This is a genomic window from Mesorhizobium sp. M7A.F.Ca.US.008.03.1.1, from assembly GCF_003997495.1.
Classification (GTDB): Bacteria; Pseudomonadota; Alphaproteobacteria; order Rhizobiales; family Rhizobiaceae; genus Mesorhizobium.
In genome coordinates this window covers 36,757-54,310 of record NZ_RZRU01000014.1, presented here as the reverse complement: position 1 = coordinate 54,310, position 17,554 = coordinate 36,757, and the positions used below count along the sequence as shown (strand labels likewise).

Below are 17,554 nucleotides of genomic sequence, written 5' to 3'. Positions count from 1 at the left end.
CAGCGACTATGAGCAATTCAGAAGTGACCTATCTTTTCGATCCGCTCTGCGGCTGGTGCTATGGTGCCGCCCCGATGCTCGACCGGTTGTCGGCCGCCGGCGTGCGCGTCGAACTGCTGCCGACCGGCCTGTTTTCCGGCGCCGGCGCGCGGCCGATGGATGAAGGTTTTGCGGCGCACGCCTGGGCGAACGACCAGCGCATCGAGCGCCTGACCGAACAAGTGTTCACCCCGGCCTACCGGCACAATGTCCTCAATGTCCGTGGGACCCTTCTCGACTCGCATGCCGCCACGCTCGGCATCAGCGCTGCCGGCCTGGAAGATCCCAGCCGCCGGCTTGCGGCGCTGAAGGCGATCCAGCGGGCGCGCTATGTCGATGGCCGCGATGTCGTGACGATCGGTGGCGTCGCCGAGGTGCTTGCCGCCGCCGGCATGGCGGACGCCGCCGAAATGCTCAAGGCGCCGACTGAAACATTGCTGACGGTTCACCGCGATCTGGTTGGCCGTGGCCGTGCGCTGTTCCAGCGCCTGCATGCCGATGGCGTGCCTTCCCTGGCGGTCATCCGCAATGATGCGCCCCGGCTCATCGGTTCGAACGCACTGTTCGGCAGCTTCGACAATCTCGTCGCCCATATCGCGGCGGCGTGATCCCATCCTCCAGACCCCCAACAAGAAATAAGGAAATAGACATGGCAAAAGTCGCTCTCATTGGTGCATCGGGCGCTGTCGGTTCGCGCCTTCTCAGGGAACTCTCCGATCGCGGCCATACAGTCACCGGCATTGCGCGCAACCCGGAAAAGATCGCAGCGCTTCCGGGCGTGACGGCCAGGAAGGGCGATGTCTTCGACAGTCAAGGTCTCGCGGACCTGATCCGCGGCCATGACGCGGTGATCAGCTCCGTGCACTTCCTGGACAGCGATGCCGATACGCTGATCGAGGCGGTGCGGGCCTCCGGCGTGAAGCGCTATCTCGTCGTTGGCGGTGCCGGCAGTCTCGAAGTCGCGCCCGGCAAGCGGCTGGTCGACACGCCTGAATTCCCTGATATCTACAAGGCCGAAGCGCAGAAGGGCGCCGACTTCCTGGACAGATTGAAGACGGTCGGCGACCTCGATTGGACGTTCCTGTCGCCATCCGCCATGTTCGTGCCTGGCGAGCGCACCGGCAAATTCCGTCTCGGCAAGGACACGCTTCTCGCCTCCGACAAGGGCAGCAGCATTTCCTTCGAGGACTATGCGATCGTCATGGTCGACGAGATCGAGAAGCCGGCCCACATCAGGCAGCGCTTCACTGTCGGCTATTGAGCGAACGGGCGGCGGCGGCCGAGCCTCAATCGAGGCCGGCCGACGCCAGCCGCATCAGCGCTTCGCGGACACCGGCACGCCGGTAGGTCTCGGTGACGAGCCCGTCCTGTCTCAGCGCCTCGCAGGAAGTGCTGGGCTGTCATGCCTGCGAGATGCGTCCAGCATCGTCTGCTTTTTGAGCCTTGGCTCTGTTTGTCAGCGCGATATGACAGCAGCCGGAGCCGTGGCCCGGCGTCCACGTGACATTGTCGAAACGCACCCCAGTCGCCTCGAATAGGCCGCGATCGAAGGCGCCGGCAATGCGGCAGAGCGTGGCGAGTTTTTCGTCGCCGACACCGGCCTCGACCCAGGCGTCCTTCAGAGGACAGCGCTTCACCCTGAAGGCGATGCGGTCATCGCTGCGTTCGACGTCGGTCGGATACATCAGGCCGCCATCCGGGCTGACAGCCAGGAAGGCCTCGCCGATGGCGCGTGCGTCATTGGGGCCAAAGCTGGCGAAGGCGGCAGCCGCGACTTCCTTGCCGCGCTGTTCGATGGCGCGGATCATGATCGCTTCGGCCTTTTCGGCGCCCAGCTCTCCGGTCAGTTCGTCGAGGAACAGGCGGTAGAGATCGGCGCGGTTGCGAAAGGCGGAATCGAGTTCGCGCGACAGTTTTGCAGCTCTGGCTTCGGCGTCGGTCATGTTGCGTCCTGGTTGTTGTTTGACCATGATCTTGTCCGAAAACCGGATCCCACTTTTCGGGATCATGGTCCGGCCCGGTTCAATCTCGGTGCTGCCGCCACCAGCGCCTTGCCAATGGCCGATTGCGGTGCGTCGATGACGGTTCGGGCATCGCCGTTCTCGGCAACTCGTCCAGCGTCGAGAAGGATGACGCGGTGGGCGATCGACCGGATGACGCCGAGATCATGTGAAATGAAGAGATAGGCGATCTTTTCCTGGCGTTGCAGGTCGAGCAAAAGCTCGAGGATCTCCCCGCGCACGGAGACGTCGAGCGCCGACACCGCCTCGTCGAGCACGATCAGCGACGGCTTCGTGGCGATGGCCCGGGCAATGGCGACGCGCTGGCGCTGGCCGCCGGAGATTTCGTGGATGGCGCGTGGGGCGAGGTCCGCCGTGAGCCCGACGCGCTCCAGCAAGGCCGCGATGCGGCGCGGGCGCTCGGCGCGGGAGGCGATGCCATGGATGCGCAAGGGATCGTCGAGCACACGCGCCACCGTGGCGCGAGGGTTGAAGGCGGCAAGCGGGTCCTGGAACACCATCTGCAGGCGTGCACGGCGCGCTCGCAGTGCTGCCCTGCGCAGGGCCAGGAAATCGTCGCTTTCGAATTCGATGCGCCCGTCGTCCGGCTCGATCAATCGCAGCACCAGCCGCGCGATCGTCGACTTGCCGCTGCCGGAAGGTCCTGCCAACGCCAGCGTTTCGCCTGGGTCGACGTGAAAGGAGACATCGTCGACGGCAGCAATGGTCTTGCCGCCGCGACGGTAGCGCTTGGTGAGGTTGGACACCGCCAGCAGGCTCATGCGTGGAGCCCGGCTCGGTCCAGCAATGGCCTGGTGTCGAGGCCGATATGGGCATTGAGCAATGCGCGCGTATAGGGCTGGGCCGGGGCGCCGACAATCTGCGCCGTCATGCCAAGCTCGACCAACTGGCCATGACGGAAAACGGCGACGCGCTCGGCAAGCTCGGCCGCCAGCGCGATGTCATGGCTGATGAACAGCAGCGTCATGCCGTCCTCGGTCACCAGGCGTCGGATCAAGGCGACGATCTCGGCCTGCACGATGGTATCGAGCGCGCTGGTCGCTTCGTCGGCGATCAGCACTTTCGGACCGGCCGCAATGGCTGCGGCGATCGCCACACGCTGCTTCTGGCCGCCGGAAAGCTGATGCGGGAAGGCGCGCAAGGCCGAGTCCGGGTCCGGCAGGCGGACGCGCTCCAGCAGGCTTTTGGCCCTGGCATAGGACTGGGACCAGGTGAGGCCGAGATGCGTGCGCGCGACTTCGGCGATTTGCTTGCCGATGGTCATGACAGGATCGAGGCTGGCGGAGGGATCCTGGAAGACGAAGCCGATGTCGCGGCCGTGGAGGGGCACTCCACTGCGATGAAAAGGTTGGCGCTCTACGGCGCCCCCCTCTGTCCTGCCGGACATCTCCCCCTCAAGGGGGGAGATTGCGCCCTCATCTCCGCTTTCGCCAATCACGCTGGCAGTAGGGGAGGAACCGACCGTGGAACTGCCAATCTCCCCCCTTGAGGGGGAGATGTCCGGCAGGACAGAGGGGGGTGCCTTGGCACCCAATGTTGGTGGCATAAACCAATCGATATGCCCCTCGATCCTGGCGCTCGCCGGCAACAGCCCGGCAACGGCCAGTGCCAGCGTGCTCTTGCCAGAGCCGCTTTCGCCGATGATGGCGAGGCGTTCGCCAGCGACGATGTCGAGGTTGACACCCTTCAGCGCCGTCACCTCACTGCCGTCTCGGCGATAGGTGACGGTCAGGTCGCGGATCGTAGCCAGGGCGGTCACGACAGGCCTCTCCTGACCGCTGTCGTCTCGACGATGCCTTCACCGGCGAGATAGACGCCGAGCACGGTCAGCACCAGCGCTATGCCCGGGACGATCGACAGGAAGGGCGCGGTGCGCAGGACGGCGCGGCCTTCTGATATCATGCCGCCCCAGGTGACCCGGTTGGGATCTCCCAAGCCGAGGAAGGACAAGGCCGCTTCGGTGAGGATCGCGGCGGCGACGATCACCGACGACATCGCCAGCACCGGCGGCAAGGCATTGGGCAGCACCTCGCGAAAGGCGATTGCCAGCGGGTGCATGCCGATGACCCTGGCCCCGGCGACATAATCACGTTCGCGAATGGACAGGACTTCCGCGCGGGCGACCCGAGCAGGTCCGGTCCAGGTGCCGAGCGCGATGGCGACGACGCCGAGCGACGGTCCGACGACGCTGACGAAGGCCAGTGCCAGCAGGAAGCTCGGCACGGTCTGGAAGGCGTCGGTGATGCGCATCAGCACCTCGTCGACGAGACCGCCGGCAAAGCCGGCCAGCGTGCCGACCACCGCGCCGACGACAAGTGCGGCCGCCGCGGCCGCCAGCCCCACAGCCAGCGATGTGCGGGCGCCGTGGAAAAGCTCGGCCAGCACGTCGCGCCCAAGCCGGTCGGTGCCGAGCGGCAGCGACCAGTCCTGGAACGGCGGCAGCAGCGCCGGCCCGGCAATCGCTTGCGGATCGCCGGGGAACAACAGCGACGCCGACAGCGCCATGGCGATCAGCACCGCCAGGAGGATGGCACCGGCGACCGCCTCGGGCGTGCGCAGAAAGCGGCGGAGGGCACTCATGCGCCGGCCTCGCCGGCGCCGACGCGGGGATCGAGGAAGGCGTAGGCGATGTCGACGAGCAAATTGATGACGATGACCAGGACAGCGCTGGTGAGGATAATGCCGAGCAGAAGCGGCGTGTCGCGGGAGGCGACTGCCTCCTGCGCCAGCCGGCCGAGGCCGGGCACGGAAAACACGCTCTCGATGACGACGCTGCCGCCGAGCATCTGCGCCGACTGCAGGCCGAGCATGGTGACCAGCGGCAGCAGTGCATTGCGGGCGACGTGGGCGAGCACGATGCGGCGGCGTGACAATCCTTTGGCCCGCGCGGCCAGGACGAAATCCTGCCGCCAGACCTCGGCCATGCCGGCGCGCATCATGCGCAGATAGAGCGCCAGATAGATGAAGCCGAGGGCGGAAACGGGCAGGGCGAGATGGATGGCAATGTCGGCGGCGCGATCAAGGCCGGTCTTGTCGGAAGCCAGGGTTTCGATGCCGCCGATCGGCAACCAGCGCAGGTCGACGGCAAAGACGACGATCAGCATCAGTCCGAGCCAGAAACCCGGCACGGCATAGAGCGCCAGCGAGCCGATCGACAGGAAGCGGTCGCGGAAACTGCCTGGCCGCGCGCCGGCATAGATGCCGAGTGCCGAGCCAAGCCCGAAGGAGAGCGCGGTGGCGCTGACCATCAACAGCAGCGTGTTGGGCAGGCGTTCGAGGATCACGTCGCGGATCGGCCGCGAGAACGTCACCGACTGGCCGAGGTCGAGATGCAGCAGGGCCCAGAGATAGTTGGCCAGCCGCGTCAGCTCGGACTGGTCGAGGCCCCAGCGATGACGCAACAGCTCGATCATGCCGGCGTCGCCGCCGGTCGAGACGATATAGGCATCGACCGCGTCGCCGGGGGCCGCTTCAAGCAGCAGGAAGGTGCCGACGACGACGATCAGCAGCACGAAGATGCTGCCGACGAGGCGACGGCGGATGAGCGTGAGGGCGCGGGTCATGGGGGCATCGAAAGTTTGGCGCCGAGTCGCCCAAGAGAGATGTCGCGCCTGAGCGCCCCCCTCTGTCCTGCCGGACATCTCCCCCTCAAGGGGGGAGATTGGCTGTCATTTTTGGCTTCGCCAATCTCCAACGTTGAAGAATTCGCGGGACAGACAAGCTGCTGATCTCCCTCCTTGAGGGGGAGATGTCCGGCAGGACAGAGGGGGGCCTCGTAAAGCTCGACGCCTACGATGATCTCGCGAACTTTCATCCGCGCAATTCTGTCACGATTCCAAATACGTGTCCGCCCAGTTCGATACCGCCCAGCGCGGGTTGTTGGCGATGTTGCCGACCGTGTCGCGGGCGACGCTGATAAAACTCCATTCGGCGACGTTGATCAGCGGCAGGTCGGTGGCCACCTCCTTCTGGAACTCCTTGTAGAGGTCGGTGCGGGCAGTGGCGTCGAGCGTCTCCGATGCCTTGGAGATCAGCGCATCGAGTGCGTCGTTCTTGTAGCCGCCCTGGTTGGAGAACGGCACGCTGTCCGGAATGCCGCTCTGCACCAGGATGGTGGTCGAGATCGCCGGGTCGCCGCGGAACACCGGTGGGCCGACCGCGAGGTCGAAGGCGTGGTCGGTGTAGACCGCCTTGATGTGCGCGGCCGAGTCGTTGTTGACCAGTTGAGCGTCGATGCCGATGGCGGCGAGCGCCTGGCGCAGATAGTCGCCGAACTGCTTGGTCTCGTTGAAATAGGGAGCGGGCAGCAGTTTCAGCGAAAAGCGGTTGCCGTCGGCGCCTTTCTTGTAGCCGGCCTCGTCGAGCAGCGCGTTGGCCTTGGCGACGTCGAAGGCATAGGTCGGCACATCGGCGGTGTAGAATTGCGGATCGTTCTTCGGCACCGGACCGGTGGCCGTCGCGGCATAGCCGAGGAACACCGTCTTGACGACGAAATCCTTGTCGATGGCATGGGCGATCGCCTGCCGCACTTTGACGTCGGCCAGTTCCTTGCGGCGATGGTTGATCTCGACGACGAGCTGATAGGTCAGCCCTTCGTAACCCTTGGAGATCACCTTCAGGCCCGGCACTTTCGAGATGCGGTCGAGGTCGGCCAGCGGCACGGCGGAAAAGGCTGCCAGCTGGATCTCTTCAGCCTCCAGCGCGCTCGCCGCTGACGTGCGATCCGGCAGCACCTGATAGATGATCTCGTCGAGATAGGGCTCGTCCTTGCCCCAGTAATCCGTGTTCCTGGTCAGCCGGTAATATTGGCCGGCCTTGTACTCGCCGAATTTGAACGGTCCGGTGCCGATGGGCGCGTTGTTGGCCGGGTTGTCCTCGATCTTGCCAACCTCGTAGATGTGCTTCGGCACCACGCTGCTCAGCGCCGGCAGCGCGTTGCGGATCAACTGGAACGGCGTCGGCTTGGAAAATTTGAACACGGCGGTGAGATCGTCCGGGGTGTCGACGCTGGCCAGATCCTTGAACACGGTACGGCCGAGATTCTGCAGCGGCTTCCAGATCTGCAGCGCCGAGAAGGCGACGTCGGCCGAGGTGAACGGTTTGCCGTCATGCCATTTGACACCGTCGCGCAGTTTGAACGTCACCGAGAGCCCGTCGGCGGCACCCTCCCAGCTCAGCGCCAGCCGTGGCGCGAGACCGTCCTTGCCGTCGAAGGAGGCTTCGGCCAGTGTTTCGACGATCTTGCTGGAGATGAAGAACACGCCATTGGAGGCGACAATCGCCGGGTTGAGGTTGCGTGGTTCGGAATCGGCGGCAAGCACCAGCCGCCCGCCCTTCTTCGGCGTCTGCGCCCAGCCCGGTGCCGGCATGGCGGTGGAGGCCAGCAGCATCGCCGAACCGGCAAGCATCGTGCGTCTGGAAATCGTGAAACCTGACATGGTCGAACTCCGTCCTCTCCGCGACCCGGTCGGGTGCGCCAATACCCCTCGGACGTCGGCAAGCCCGCCGGCATCCTTGCGGTGGCGATTATGAGCCTTGCCGAGGGTTTCGCCAGAGACGGAATTGGCGCATCCTCGCTTGGCTTTGAAATTTTTGTCCGCTGGACCAGTTTGGAGGAAGCGGGTCAATTCGATCAATCTGGTAGGACCAGATTGGCTTGATGTGCGACGAATGACGATATGGTGACATCGAACGGTACTGTTTGCCCTATTTCTGGCTGGACCAGAACGGGCAAAATGGTGCAGATTTGAGCCATAGCCAGGGGATCGGGAGCAGAACAGCCGACGATCCCGGGCAATTCAGGGAGAGAGAGATGAACATTGCTCCGGGCAAGAATGCGGTCGGCAATATCCCGTTCGACCAGGCAAGGGTCGACCGGCTGATGGAGGAGGCCGGCATCGATGTGCTGCTCGCCACCTCCAAGCACAACACGCAATATCTGCTGGGCGGCTACAAGTTCATCTTCTTTGCCGCCATGGATGCGATCGGCCACAGCCGTTATTTGCCGATCGTCGTGTACGAAAAGGGCGGGCCGGACCATGCCGCCTATATCGGCAACCGCATGGAAGGCGGCGAGCATCAGAACAACCCGTTCTGGACGCCGACGCTGCACGCCGCCTGCTGGGGCACGCTCGATGCCGCCAATCTCGCCGTCGAGCACCTGCAGAAGATCGGCAAGGCCGGCGCGCGCATCGGCATCGAGCCCGGATTCCTGCCGTCGGATGCCTATACGCTGATCCGCAAGGCATTGCCGGATGCCAGGCTGATCGACGCGACCGACATGCTGGAGCGCATGCGCGCCATCAAGACCGACGCGGAGCTGGAGAAGCTGCGCACCGCCTCCGAACTGATCACCGATTCCATGCTGGCGACCATTGCCTGGGCGCGCGAAGGCACGACCAAGAGCGAGATCATCGAGCAGCTGCGGCGCGAGGAAACCAATCGCGGCATCCATTTCGAATATTGCCTGCTGACGCTGGGCTCCAGTCACAACCGCGCCGCCTCACCGCAGGCTTGGAAGAAGGGCGAGGTGCTGTCGATCGATTCCGGCGGCAATTATCACGGCTATATCGGCGACCTCTGCCGCATGGGCATTCTGGGCGAAGCGGACGCCGAGCTCGAGGATTTGCTGGCCGAGGTCGAGACGGTGCAGCAGGCGGCCTTCTCAAAGGTCAGAGCGGGCACGCTGGGCGGCGACATGATTTCGCACGCCGAGGGCGTGCTGAAAGCCTCGAAGGTCGCGCCCTACACGGATTTTTTCGCCCACGGCATGGGGCTGATCACGCATGAAGCGCCGTTCCTGATGACCAACCACCCGGTGACCTATGAGGGAACCTATGCGGCAAAGCCACTGGAGAAGAACATGGTGCTGTCGGTGGAGACAACCATGCTCCACCCGACACGCGGCTTCATCAAGCTGGAGGACACGCTGGCGGTCACCGAAACCGGTTATGTGATGTTCGGCGACCGTGGCAGGGGATGGAACATAGGCGGGATTTCATAGAACCCGAGGCTGGCGCCGCCCCTCATCCGCCTGCCGGCACCTTCTCCCCGAATAGTGACGGGGAGAAGAGGCAGCCGCGCCCTCGGCACTATTTTGCGGCGTTGAAAATTGGCGAAAGCGCCGATGACCGCGTCTTTCTCCCCGTCACTACTGGAAGAAATGTCCAGCAGGACAATGAGGGGCGGCGCCGCGCTATAATAAGTTCATCACTGTCCCGGCGGAATCAGCCTAAAATCCGGCAACTCGCGCAAAACCAGTTCAGGCCCGGCCGGCGAATAGACGACGAAAAGCTGCATCGGCCCATCGCCGGTGTTGAGCGTCGAATGAAAGCGGCTTTCCGGCACATAGATGGTGCAGCCGGGGCCGACTTTCTCGACCACCGGATTGCCCTTTTCGTCCTCGACCATCTGCTCGCCATGACCGGAGATGACGAAGATGATTTCTTCCGCGCCCGGATGGTTGTGGCGCGTGTGGCCCTTGCCGGAAGGCAGGTCGACGACGCCGCCGGAAAAGCGGGTCGCGCCATTCACTTCGGGCGCCACCGTCAGCGCCAATTTTCCCCAGTCGAAGCCGAAGGCGCTGACGTCCTTCGGGTAGACAAACATTTTGCTCTTGTCGGTCATCTCTCATCATCCCTTCTTTTTCTTCGTGGCCGTCCCGCCACCAAGTGTCACCGCCTTGAAATCGGCCGTCTGTTTGGCGATCGCGGCTTCCGCCGGCAGCCGTTCCATCGAGCTTGCGCCATAGAAGCCGTGCAGGCCCTTGGCACGGGAGAGAATGTAGCGGGCATCGTCGGGCATCGAAATCGGGCCGCCATGGCAAAGCAGGATGACATCCTTGCGCACCGAGCGCGCCGCGTTGGCGATGGCGTCGATCTCGACGACGCAGTCGTCGAGCGACTTGGCTGACGTGGCGCCGATCGAGCCGCCTGTCGTCACACCCATATGGGCGACGACGATGTCGGCGCCGGCTTTTGCCATGGCGCGGGCCTCATCCGGGTTGAAGACATAGGGCGTGGTCAAGAGATCGAGCTTGTGCGCCTCGGCGATCATGTCGACCTCGAGGCCGAAACCCATGCCGGTCTCTTCGAAACTCTGCCGCATCTGGCCGTCGAACAGGCCGATGGTGGGAAAGTTCTGCACGCCGGAAAAGCCCATTGTCTTCAGCTCGGCCAGAAGCAGCGGCATGATGACGAACGGGTCGGTGCCGTTGACGCCGGCCAGCACCGGCGTGTGTCTGACCACCGGCAGCACCTCGTAGGCCATTTCCTTGACGATCTCGTTGGCATTGCCATAGGCGAGCAGGCCGGCGGCCGAGCCGCGCCCGGCCATGCGGTAGCGGCCGGAATTGTAGATGATGATGAGGTCGATGCCGCCGGCCTCCTCGGCTTTCGCCGACAGGCCGGTGCCGGCGCCACCGCCGACGATCGGCACGCCCTTGTCGACCATTCCCCTGAATTTCTTCAATATGTCCTTGCGCGGTATGGCGGGCATTTTTTGAGATCTCTCACTGTCTGGCGATGTCGAGGAAGGCTGATGTTGCAGCCTTTGCGAATTCCGGGTCATTGATATGCAGCGGCAGGCGCGTCACGCGGCGCTTGCCGTCGGGCTTGATGGTGCGCTCGATGGCTTCGAACAGAACGGCGTCGGCTTCCGGGTCGAAGAAGGCGCCGCCTTCGATGTCGAGCGCCGAGACACCTTTTTCCGGGATGAGAAAATGCACCGGCCCCCCGTAGCGGGCGAGCCTGGTGCCGATCCACTCGCCGATCGCACGGCATTCGTCCGCCGTGGTGCGCATCAGCGTGACATTGGGATTGTGTTCGTAGAACAGCCGATAGCGATAGTGCTCCGGAATGGTCGAAGGCGCCCAGAAGTTCACCATGTCGAGCGCGCCGGCGGAGCCGACATAGGGCAGCCCCGTGCGAGCGACGGCGCCGAAACGATCGTCAGTCGCCGGCAGCACACCGCCGAACAGGAGGTCGCAGACTTCGGTCGTGGTGATGTCAACGACGCCGGACAGCAAGCCGCTGTCGGCCAGCTTTTCCATGCTGCGGCCGCCAGTGCCCGTGGCGTGGAAGACCATGCAGTCATAGGTCGAACGGAGCTGGTCGGCGATGGCGGTCACGCAAGGCGTGGTGACGCCGAACATGGTGAGGCCGATCGACGGCCGGCCGTCTGGCGGCGGCGCCGGTCTGGCCGCCATGCCTGATATGGCTTGAGCCGCATTGTGCAGCACGACACGGGAGAGCCGGTTCAGTCCGGCCATGTCAGTCACCGCCGGCATCATGATGATGTCGGAGACATCGACGTAGGGTGCGGTATCGCCGGAGGCGAGCGTCGAGACCATGATCTTGGGCAGGCCGAGCGGCAGGGCGCGCATGCCCGACGTGACGATCGATGTGCCGCCACCGCCACCGATGCCGATCATGGCTGCGATGTCGTTGCGCGATTGGGCAAAGCGGGCGAAGGCGATGCCCATCGCCGCGACCGCGGCGCCACGATCATTGCCGCCGAGCACGGCGTCCCGGCCGCCGGGATGATGGTCGGCGATTTCCCCCGCGCTGATATCGACGGGGATGGTTGCGTCGCGCGTTCCGACATCGACACGACAAACGATGGCGCCCGCAGCAGTGATCGCGTCGGCCAGGAAGGCGAGTTCCTCGCCCTTGGTGTCCGCGGTACCCACCACATAGATACGCTTCATTGCGCTCCCCCAATCCTGGCAGGCGCGACGCCGCCCCCATCGCTCATTGCCCGGGCCACTCGACGATGCGGACACCATTGCAAATTTTTGAGACGCGCGTATCGTATTGGTATGGATGTCTCACGTCAACAATCCGCTGCGAGTGACGACGCTGAACGGGCAACCGGCCCAGTGCCCGAGCGTGGGCCGCGGGCGCGGACCAAGCGGCTGATGCTGGAGACGGCAACAAGGCTGATGCAGGCGGGCGTCACGCCCTCGGTCAGCGAGGTCGCCGAGGCGGCCGAGGTTTCCCGCGCCACCGCCTATCGTTACTTCCCGAGCCAGTCGGCACTGGTGCAGGCCGTCGTCGACGAGGGGCTGGGGCCAATCCTCACCTGGCAATCGACCTCCACTGACGCCGAGCGCCGGGTCGCCGAGCTGTTCGATACGGCCATGCCGCGCATCGAGGCCTTCGAAGCCACGTTCAAGGCAGCACTGAAGCTGTCGCTCGATCAATGGGCGCGGCGTCAGGCCGGCACGCTGGGCGGTGAGCCCGCCTTTACGCGCGGCCATCGCATCGACTTGCTGAAAGATGCGATCGCGCCGCTCAAGGGCCGTTTGCCGCCGCGCGACTTCAAGCGGCTGGCGCAGGCGCTGTCGCTTATCTTCGGCGTCGAGGTACTGATCGTGCTCAAGGATATCTGGAGGCTGGACAGCCGCCGGACGATGTCAGTCGCACAGTGGGCGGCCGGGGCGCTGGTGCGTGCGGCAGTCGCGGAATCGGTCGATGAAGGAGGCAGCCTCGATCCGAAGGCAGTCGTGAAATAGGGCCTAACTGGTTCGACCAGATTGGCATGCACACTACCGATCCTAGCCGTTGATTGGGGTGTGGGACAATACCCAATCATATCACTGAGTAGGAAAAACTTGGTAAAACAGGCAGATAAAGCCGGAATCCGATGGCAATGGCCACGTCAAGCTGCCAAGAAAGGGCTTGACGTGCATGCAAAATTGGTAATACCAGATTGGATCAGAAAAGCGGATCGAAAGTGAGGGCTGCGATCCATTTTCCGGCGGGGCGAGGAGGCTCGAAACCGGAAAGGTGCGATCACGGGAGGAACTACCAGGGCCGGCCACGTCGCCGGCTCGCACGATAAGGTAGAACGCGCACAAGGGAGGAAATCATTATGCGCAAGTTAGTGACCAGCGTACTTGCTGGTATCGGCTTAACGCTTGCCTGCGGAACGTCTGTCTACGCGCAGGAAAAGTCACTCACCATCTTCTGGGCGGAATGGGATCCCGCAAACTATCTGCAGGAACTCGGCAACGAGTACGAGAAGGAAACCGGCGTCAAGATCAACGTGGAAACGACGCCGTGGTCCGACTTCCAGACCAAGGCCTTCACCGAGTTCAACGCCCATGGCGACGCCTACGATCTGGTTGTTGGCGACTCGCAATGGCTTGGTGCCGGCTCGACCGGCGGCCACTATGTCGACCTGACAGACTTCTTCAAAAAGCATGATCTCGGCAATGTGATGGCGCCGGCGACGGTGAAATATTACGCCGAGTATCCCGGCAACAGCGGCAAGTACTGGGCCATCCCGCTCGAAGGCGACGCCGTCGGCTGGTCCTATCGCAAGGACTGGTTCGAGGACCCGAAGGAGAAGGAGGCGTTCAAGGCCAAATACGGCTACGATCTCGACGTGCCGAAGGATTTCAAGGCATTGCGCGATATCGCTGAGTTCTTCTATCGGCCGGACCAGAAGCGCTACGGCATCGCCATCTACACCGACAACTCCTATGACGCCATGGCGATGGGCTTCGAGAATGCGCTGTTCTCCTATGGCGGCGATCTGGGTGACTATTCGACCTACAAGGTCGATGGCCATATCAATTCCGAGAAGGCGGTGGCGGCGCTCGACGCCTACAAGGAGCTCTACAAGTTCACGCCTCCAGGCTGGGCCAAGTCGTTTTTCGTCGAGGACAATCAGGCGATCACCGAAAACCTGGCCGCAATGAGCATGAACTTCTTCGCGTTCTTCCCCTCGCTGATCAACGAGGCGTCGAACCCGAATGCCAAGAACACCGGCTTCTTCGCCAATCCTCCCGGTCCCGATGGCGATCAGTTCGCCGCGCTCGGCGGCCAGGGCATCTCGGTTGTCTCCTACTCGCAGAAGCAGGACGAGGCGATGAAGTTCCTGGAATGGTTCATCAAGGACGAGACCCAGAAGAAGTGGGCGGCTCTCGGCGGCTACACCTGCAGCGCCGCGGTGCTGAAATCGCCGGAATTCCAGAGCGCAACGCCGTACAACAAGGCCTTCTACGAGACCATGTTCAAGGTGAAGGACTTCTGGGCGGTGCCGGAATATGCCGAACTGCTGCAGCAGCTCAACCAGCGCGTCTATCCATACATGATCGGCGGCAGTGGTACCGCCAAGGAGACGCTCGACGCATTGGCCGGAGACTGGAACGCGACCTTCAAGAAGTACGGCCGCGGCCAGTAACAATCATGCCTCACGGAGGGGGCGTCGGTGCCTCCTCCGTTTCTTTTTCCGCAAACGGGAGCAGGGTCTTGGCGACCACGATGATCACCACACTGGACAGGTCTTCAAGAGCGGCCGCGCGCGGCCTCAGCGACATTTCGATCCGCAACCTCTTCATCATTCCGACGGTCCTGTTCCTGATCGTCTTCAACATCTTTCCGCTGATCTACTCGCTTGGCTATTCCTTCACCGACTTTCGCGCGTCGACCAACGCGCCGGCGAATTTCGTCGGGCTGCAAAACTATCGCGACCTACTCAACGACCCCTATGTCTGGTCGAACTTCGCCATCACTGCGAAGTACGTCATTGTCTCGGTCGCCGGACAACTGCTTGTCGGCTTCGGCGTGGCGATGCTGCTCAACCGGGACATTCCGCTCAAGGGCCTCATCACCACGCTGCTGCTGCTGCCGATGATGCTGTCGATGGCTGTCGTCGGCCTGTTCTGGAAACTGCTCTATGACCCGTCATGGGGCGTCATCAATTATGCGCTTGGGCTGGGCAATTTCGAATGGCTCGCTGACCCCAAGATGGCGCTCTACGCTGTCGCGTTGACCGACATCTGGATGTGGTCGCCCTTCGTCATGCTGCTGTCGCTGGCCGGCCTCTCGGCGGTGCCGAAGCACCTCTACGAAGCCGCCGCCATCGACCGCGCCGGACCGTTCTACACTTTCTTCCGCATTACCTTGCCGCTGGTCGCGCCGATCCTGATGATCGCGGTCATCTTCCGCACCATGGAAGCGTTCAAGACATTCGATCTCGCCTACATCCTGACCAGCCAGCCGACGGCCGAACTGATCTCGATCCGGCTCTACAAGATGGCGTTCCAGGAATGGCAGACCGGGCGCTCCTGCGCGATGGCTTACATCGTGCTGATCATGGTGCTGGCGATCACCAACATCTACGTCAAATACCTCAACAAGGTGAAGGAGCGCTGAGATGGCCGCCGTCCGCACTTCTTCCGAAATCGGCTTCAACCGTGTCGCCATCGTCGCCGTCCTGGTGGTAACGATCATTTTCCTGGCGCCGATCTATTGGATCGCCTCGACGGCGTTCAAGCCGCGCAACCTGGCCACCACCATTCCGCCGACGGTCGTCTTCCAGCCGGAAATTTCGCCTTTCGTGAAGCTGTTCACCAAGCGCTCGCAATTGCGCAGCCCGCCGACGCCGGAAGAATACGCCGCCGCCCCGTGGTGGGAGCGCGTCGTCTTCGACGGCGGCGAGAAGATCGTGCGCGACGGCAAGGGCCAGGTGCAGTGGTCGGGATATCCAAGCCGCTTCCTGAACTCGCTGATCATCGCCATCACCTCGACGGTGCTGGCGGTCGGCATGGGAACGTTCACCGCTTATGGCTTTTCGCGCTTCAAGGTGAAGGGGGAGGCGGATCTGCTCTTCTTCATCCTGTCGACACGCATGCTGCCACCGGTCGTGGTGGCGATCCCGATGTTCCTGATGTACCGGGCGGTCGGGCTCAACGATTCCCATATCGGGCTGATCATCCTCTACACCGCCTTCAACCTGTCCTTCTCGGTATGGCTGATGAAGGGCTTCATGGACGAGATACCGAAAGAGTATGAGGAGGCCGCCCTGGTCGACGGCTACACGCGCATGGAGGCGTTCTTCAAGATCGTTCTGCCCGAGGCCGCCACAGGCATCGCCGCCACCGCCGTGTTCTGCTTCATCACGGCGTGGAACGAATATGCCTTCGCGCTGATCATGACCAACCGCCGCGCCCAGACCGCGCCGCCGTTCATCCCGAGCCAGGTTGGCTCCGGCCTGCCTGACTGGACGGTGATCGCGGCGGGAACCTTCCTGTTCCTGCTGCCGGTCGCGATCTTCACCTTCCTGCTCCGCAACCATCTGTTGCGCGGCATGTCCTTCGGAGCGATCCGCAAATGAGCTTTCGCGCCATCAATCAGAAATATCTGGAGCCCGGCAGCCAGGTGCTGATGGTGCTCGGCATCATCGCGCTCTGCCAGCCCTGGAACCTGCTGTTGCACAGCTATGGCCTGACCATCATCCTGATCGGGCTGATCGGCTTCAACATCACCTCGAAGATCGCGCCTGAGGAGAAGGCCGGCACCGGCCAGGTGCGAAATCCGGGAGCACAGCATTGACCCAGATCGAGCTTCGCGGCGTCCAGAAATTCTTCGGCGCCGTCCAGGTCATCAAGGACCTCAACCTGAAGATCAGCGACAACGAGTTCATCGTTCTGCTTGGCCAGTCGGGCTGCGGCAAGACGACGACGCTGCGCGCCATCGCCGGACTGGAGACGATCGACGAAGGCGACATCCTTATCGACGGCAAACCGATCCAGCATCTGAAAGCCGCGGACCGCGACATCGCCATGGTCTTCCAGTCGTTCTCGCTCTATCCGCATATGAGCGTCTACGAGAACATCGCCTTCCCCTTGCGCGCCACGCGCAAGAGCAAGACGGAGATCGACAGTGAGGTACGCTCGGTCGCCAAGACGCTGCAGATCACCGAACTGCTCGACAGGAAGCCTTCGGCGCTTTCGGGCGGCGACATGCAGCGCGTCGCCATCGGCCGGGCGCTGGTGCGTCGGCCGAAGGCGATGCTGATGGACGAGCCGATCGGCGCGCTCGACGCCAAGCTGCGCGAGGAGATGCGCGCCGAGATCAAACGGCTGCACATCAAGCAGGGCTCGACCACCATCTATGTCACGCATGACCAGATCGAGGCGATGAGTCTCGCCGACCGCATCGTCATCATGCATGAGGGCGTGCTGCAGCAGGTCGGCTCGCCGGATGAGGTCTATTCGCGGCCGGCCAATCTGTTCGTGGCGCAATTCGTCGGCAGTCCAGTGATGAACGTCGCCGATGCGGCGGTCGCCGAAACCGCGTCTTCGGCCTCGGTGACGGTCGGCGGCGCTGCCGCCGGCTTTGAATTCCCGCGGGCGCTGCTGTCGAAGCTCAACGGCCATGCCGGCAGCCAGCTGGCGCTCGGCATCCGACCGGAAGGCGTGCTTATCCGCCACGATGCGGCGGAAGGCTTCCTGCCGGTGGAGACGCAGATCGTCGAACCGCTCGGCTCGTTCGACATCGTCGACCTCAAGGTCGGCTCCAAGATGCTGCGGGCACGCACCAAGAGCGGCTTCGTCGGCGGTCCAGGCGAGAAGGTGTTCGCCAGGATCGATCCGGCCCAGGCGCATTTCTTCGACACGGCAAGCGGCAAGTCGCTGGAAGTGAGATTGTGATGGCCGAAGGGCACGAAAGGCCAACGATTTGGTCTTTCGAACAATCGAACGC

18 protein-coding genes are annotated in these 17,554 nt (G+C 63.3%); 9 read left to right on the top strand and 9 right to left on the bottom strand.

Features of this window, described 5'->3' with window-relative positions:
• The first annotated feature begins 8 nt into the window (after positions 1 to 8).
• On the top strand, positions 9 to 647 hold the full coding sequence (locus EOA16_RS19850) for a DsbA family protein (RefSeq protein WP_127259800.1): 639 nt from the start codon (positions 9 to 11) through the stop codon (positions 645 to 647).
• Positions 648 to 688: 41 nt separating this feature from the next.
• On the top strand, positions 689 to 1,300 hold the full coding sequence (locus EOA16_RS19845; protein WP_127259799.1) for an NAD(P)-dependent oxidoreductase: 612 nt from the start codon (positions 689 to 691) through the stop codon (positions 1,298 to 1,300).
• Positions 1,301 to 1,439: 139 nt separating this feature from the next.
• On the opposite strand, the gene EOA16_RS19840 is transcribed toward EOA16_RS19845, so the two are convergent.
• From EOA16_RS19840 to EOA16_RS19815, 6 genes are all read right to left on the bottom strand, one after another.
• Positions 1,440 to 1,982, bottom strand: coding sequence for an L-2-amino-thiazoline-4-carboxylic acid hydrolase (locus EOA16_RS19840; protein WP_127259798.1), 543 nt, complete (start codon positions 1,980 to 1,982; stop codon positions 1,440 to 1,442).
• 62 nt (positions 1,983 to 2,044) lie between these two features.
• Positions 2,045 to 2,821 carry an ATP-binding cassette domain-containing protein gene (locus EOA16_RS19835; protein WP_127259797.1) on the bottom strand — a complete coding sequence of 259 codons (777 nt, stop codon included), beginning with the start codon at positions 2,819 to 2,821 and terminating at the stop codon, positions 2,045 to 2,047.
• Positions 2,818 to 3,819: an ABC transporter ATP-binding protein gene (locus EOA16_RS19830; protein WP_281035898.1), complete on the bottom strand. Its 1,002-nt coding sequence runs from the start codon at positions 3,817 to 3,819 to the stop codon at positions 2,818 to 2,820. Before EOA16_RS19830 ends, EOA16_RS19835 begins: the two co-directional genes overlap by 4 nt.
• A complete protein-coding gene (locus EOA16_RS19825) occupies positions 3,816 to 4,640 on the bottom strand; it encodes an ABC transporter permease (RefSeq protein WP_127259796.1) in 825 nt (274 codons plus the stop codon). The genes EOA16_RS19830 and EOA16_RS19825 overlap by 4 nt, the downstream gene beginning before the upstream one ends.
• Positions 4,637 to 5,623, bottom strand: coding sequence for an ABC transporter permease (locus tag EOA16_RS19820; RefSeq protein ID WP_127259795.1), 987 nt, complete (start codon positions 5,621 to 5,623; stop codon positions 4,637 to 4,639). Before EOA16_RS19820 ends, EOA16_RS19825 begins: the two co-directional genes overlap by 4 nt.
• 264 nt (positions 5,624 to 5,887) lie before the next feature.
• On the bottom strand, positions 5,888 to 7,498 hold the full coding sequence (locus EOA16_RS19815; RefSeq protein ID WP_127259794.1) for an ABC transporter substrate-binding protein: 1,611 nt from the start codon (positions 7,496 to 7,498) through the stop codon (positions 5,888 to 5,890).
• A 374-nt stretch (positions 7,499 to 7,872) separates the two neighbouring features.
• On the opposite strand from EOA16_RS19815, the gene EOA16_RS19810 reads away from it, so the two are divergent.
• A complete protein-coding gene (locus EOA16_RS19810; RefSeq protein WP_127259793.1) occupies positions 7,873 to 9,063 on the top strand; it encodes a Xaa-Pro peptidase family protein in 1,191 nt (396 codons plus the stop codon).
• 206 nt (positions 9,064 to 9,269) lie between these two features.
• Here EOA16_RS19810 and EOA16_RS19800 read toward each other — a convergent pair whose 3' ends face one another.
• The 3 genes from EOA16_RS19800 to EOA16_RS19790 are packed head-to-tail and all read right to left on the bottom strand — an operon-like array spanning position 9,270 to position 11,766.
• Positions 9,270 to 9,686, bottom strand: coding sequence for a cupin domain-containing protein (locus tag EOA16_RS19800; protein ID WP_127259792.1), 417 nt, complete (start codon positions 9,684 to 9,686; stop codon positions 9,270 to 9,272).
• Between the two features lie 6 nt (positions 9,687 to 9,692).
• Positions 9,693 to 10,556, bottom strand: a complete 864-nt coding sequence (locus EOA16_RS19795) for a phosphoenolpyruvate hydrolase family protein (protein ID WP_127259791.1) — start codon at positions 10,554 to 10,556, stop codon at positions 9,693 to 9,695.
• 13 nt (positions 10,557 to 10,569) lie between these two features.
• On the bottom strand, positions 10,570 to 11,766 hold the full coding sequence (locus EOA16_RS19790) for a Tm-1-like ATP-binding domain-containing protein (RefSeq protein ID WP_127259790.1): 1,197 nt from the start codon (positions 11,764 to 11,766) through the stop codon (positions 10,570 to 10,572).
• A 111-nt stretch (positions 11,767 to 11,877) separates the two neighbouring features.
• On the opposite strand from EOA16_RS19790, the gene EOA16_RS19785 reads away from it, so the two are divergent.
• The 6 genes from EOA16_RS19785 (at position 11,878) to EOA16_RS19760 (ending at position 17,502) form a co-directional block, all read left to right on the top strand.
• The gene (locus tag EOA16_RS19785; protein ID WP_127259789.1) at positions 11,878 to 12,573 is read left to right on the top strand and encodes a TetR/AcrR family transcriptional regulator; all 696 of its coding nucleotides are present in this window, start codon (positions 11,878 to 11,880) and stop codon (positions 12,571 to 12,573) included.
• Positions 12,574 to 12,932: 359 nt separating this feature from the next.
• On the top strand, positions 12,933 to 14,249 hold the full coding sequence (locus EOA16_RS19780) for an ABC transporter substrate-binding protein (RefSeq protein WP_127259788.1): 1,317 nt from the start codon (positions 12,933 to 12,935) through the stop codon (positions 14,247 to 14,249).
• Between the two features lie 68 nt (positions 14,250 to 14,317).
• Positions 14,318 to 15,223 (top strand): sugar ABC transporter permease, encoded by a 906-nt coding sequence (locus tag EOA16_RS19775; RefSeq protein WP_127259787.1) that lies wholly within the window; start codon positions 14,318 to 14,320, stop codon positions 15,221 to 15,223.
• Position 15,224: 1 nt separating this feature from the next.
• Positions 15,225 to 16,184 (top strand): carbohydrate ABC transporter permease, encoded by a 960-nt coding sequence (locus tag EOA16_RS19770; protein ID WP_127259786.1) that lies wholly within the window; start codon positions 15,225 to 15,227, stop codon positions 16,182 to 16,184.
• Positions 16,181 to 16,402 (top strand): hypothetical protein, encoded by a 222-nt coding sequence (locus tag EOA16_RS19765; RefSeq protein ID WP_127259785.1) that lies wholly within the window; start codon positions 16,181 to 16,183, stop codon positions 16,400 to 16,402. The genes EOA16_RS19770 and EOA16_RS19765 overlap by 4 nt, the downstream gene beginning before the upstream one ends.
• Positions 16,399 to 17,502, top strand: a complete 1,104-nt coding sequence (locus EOA16_RS19760; protein ID WP_127259784.1) for an ABC transporter ATP-binding protein — start codon at positions 16,399 to 16,401, stop codon at positions 17,500 to 17,502. Before EOA16_RS19765 ends, EOA16_RS19760 begins: the two co-directional genes overlap by 4 nt.
• Positions 17,503 to 17,554 lie beyond the last annotated feature (52 nt).

What these genes read in the sequence shown, in the direction of transcription:
- EOA16_RS19800 (WP_127259792.1), bottom strand. Translation starts at nt 9,686, where the DNA reads ATGACCGACAAGAGCAAAATGTTTGTCTACCCGAAGGACGTCAGCGCC.
- EOA16_RS19770 (WP_127259786.1), top strand. Translation starts at nt 15,225, where the DNA reads ATGGCCGCCGTCCGCACTTCTTCCGAAATCGGCTTCAACCGTGTCGCC.
- EOA16_RS19785 (WP_127259789.1), top strand. Translation starts at nt 11,878, where the DNA reads ATGGATGTCTCACGTCAACAATCCGCTGCGAGTGACGACGCTGAACGG.
- EOA16_RS19825 (WP_127259796.1), bottom strand. Translation starts at nt 4,640, where the DNA reads ATGAGTGCCCTCCGCCGCTTTCTGCGCACGCCCGAGGCGGTCGCCGGT.
- EOA16_RS19780 (WP_127259788.1), top strand. Translation starts at nt 12,933, where the DNA reads ATGCGCAAGTTAGTGACCAGCGTACTTGCTGGTATCGGCTTAACGCTT.
- EOA16_RS19795 (WP_127259791.1), bottom strand. Translation starts at nt 10,556, where the DNA reads ATGCCCGCCATACCGCGCAAGGACATATTGAAGAAATTCAGGGGAATG.
- EOA16_RS19765 (WP_127259785.1), top strand. Translation starts at nt 16,181, where the DNA reads ATGAGCTTTCGCGCCATCAATCAGAAATATCTGGAGCCCGGCAGCCAG.
- EOA16_RS19845 (WP_127259799.1), top strand. Translation starts at nt 689, where the DNA reads ATGGCAAAAGTCGCTCTCATTGGTGCATCGGGCGCTGTCGGTTCGCGC.
- EOA16_RS19820 (WP_127259795.1), bottom strand. Translation starts at nt 5,623, where the DNA reads ATGACCCGCGCCCTCACGCTCATCCGCCGTCGCCTCGTCGGCAGCATC.
- EOA16_RS19835 (WP_127259797.1), bottom strand. Translation starts at nt 2,821, where the DNA reads ATGAGCCTGCTGGCGGTGTCCAACCTCACCAAGCGCTACCGTCGCGGC.
- EOA16_RS19810 (WP_127259793.1), top strand. Translation starts at nt 7,873, where the DNA reads ATGAACATTGCTCCGGGCAAGAATGCGGTCGGCAATATCCCGTTCGAC.
- EOA16_RS19850 (WP_127259800.1), top strand. Translation starts at nt 9, where the DNA reads ATGAGCAATTCAGAAGTGACCTATCTTTTCGATCCGCTCTGCGGCTGG.
- EOA16_RS19840 (WP_127259798.1), bottom strand. Translation starts at nt 1,982, where the DNA reads ATGACCGACGCCGAAGCCAGAGCTGCAAAACTGTCGCGCGAACTCGAT.
- EOA16_RS19790 (WP_127259790.1), bottom strand. Translation starts at nt 11,766, where the DNA reads ATGAAGCGTATCTATGTGGTGGGTACCGCGGACACCAAGGGCGAGGAA.
- EOA16_RS19815 (WP_127259794.1), bottom strand. Translation starts at nt 7,498, where the DNA reads ATGTCAGGTTTCACGATTTCCAGACGCACGATGCTTGCCGGTTCGGCG.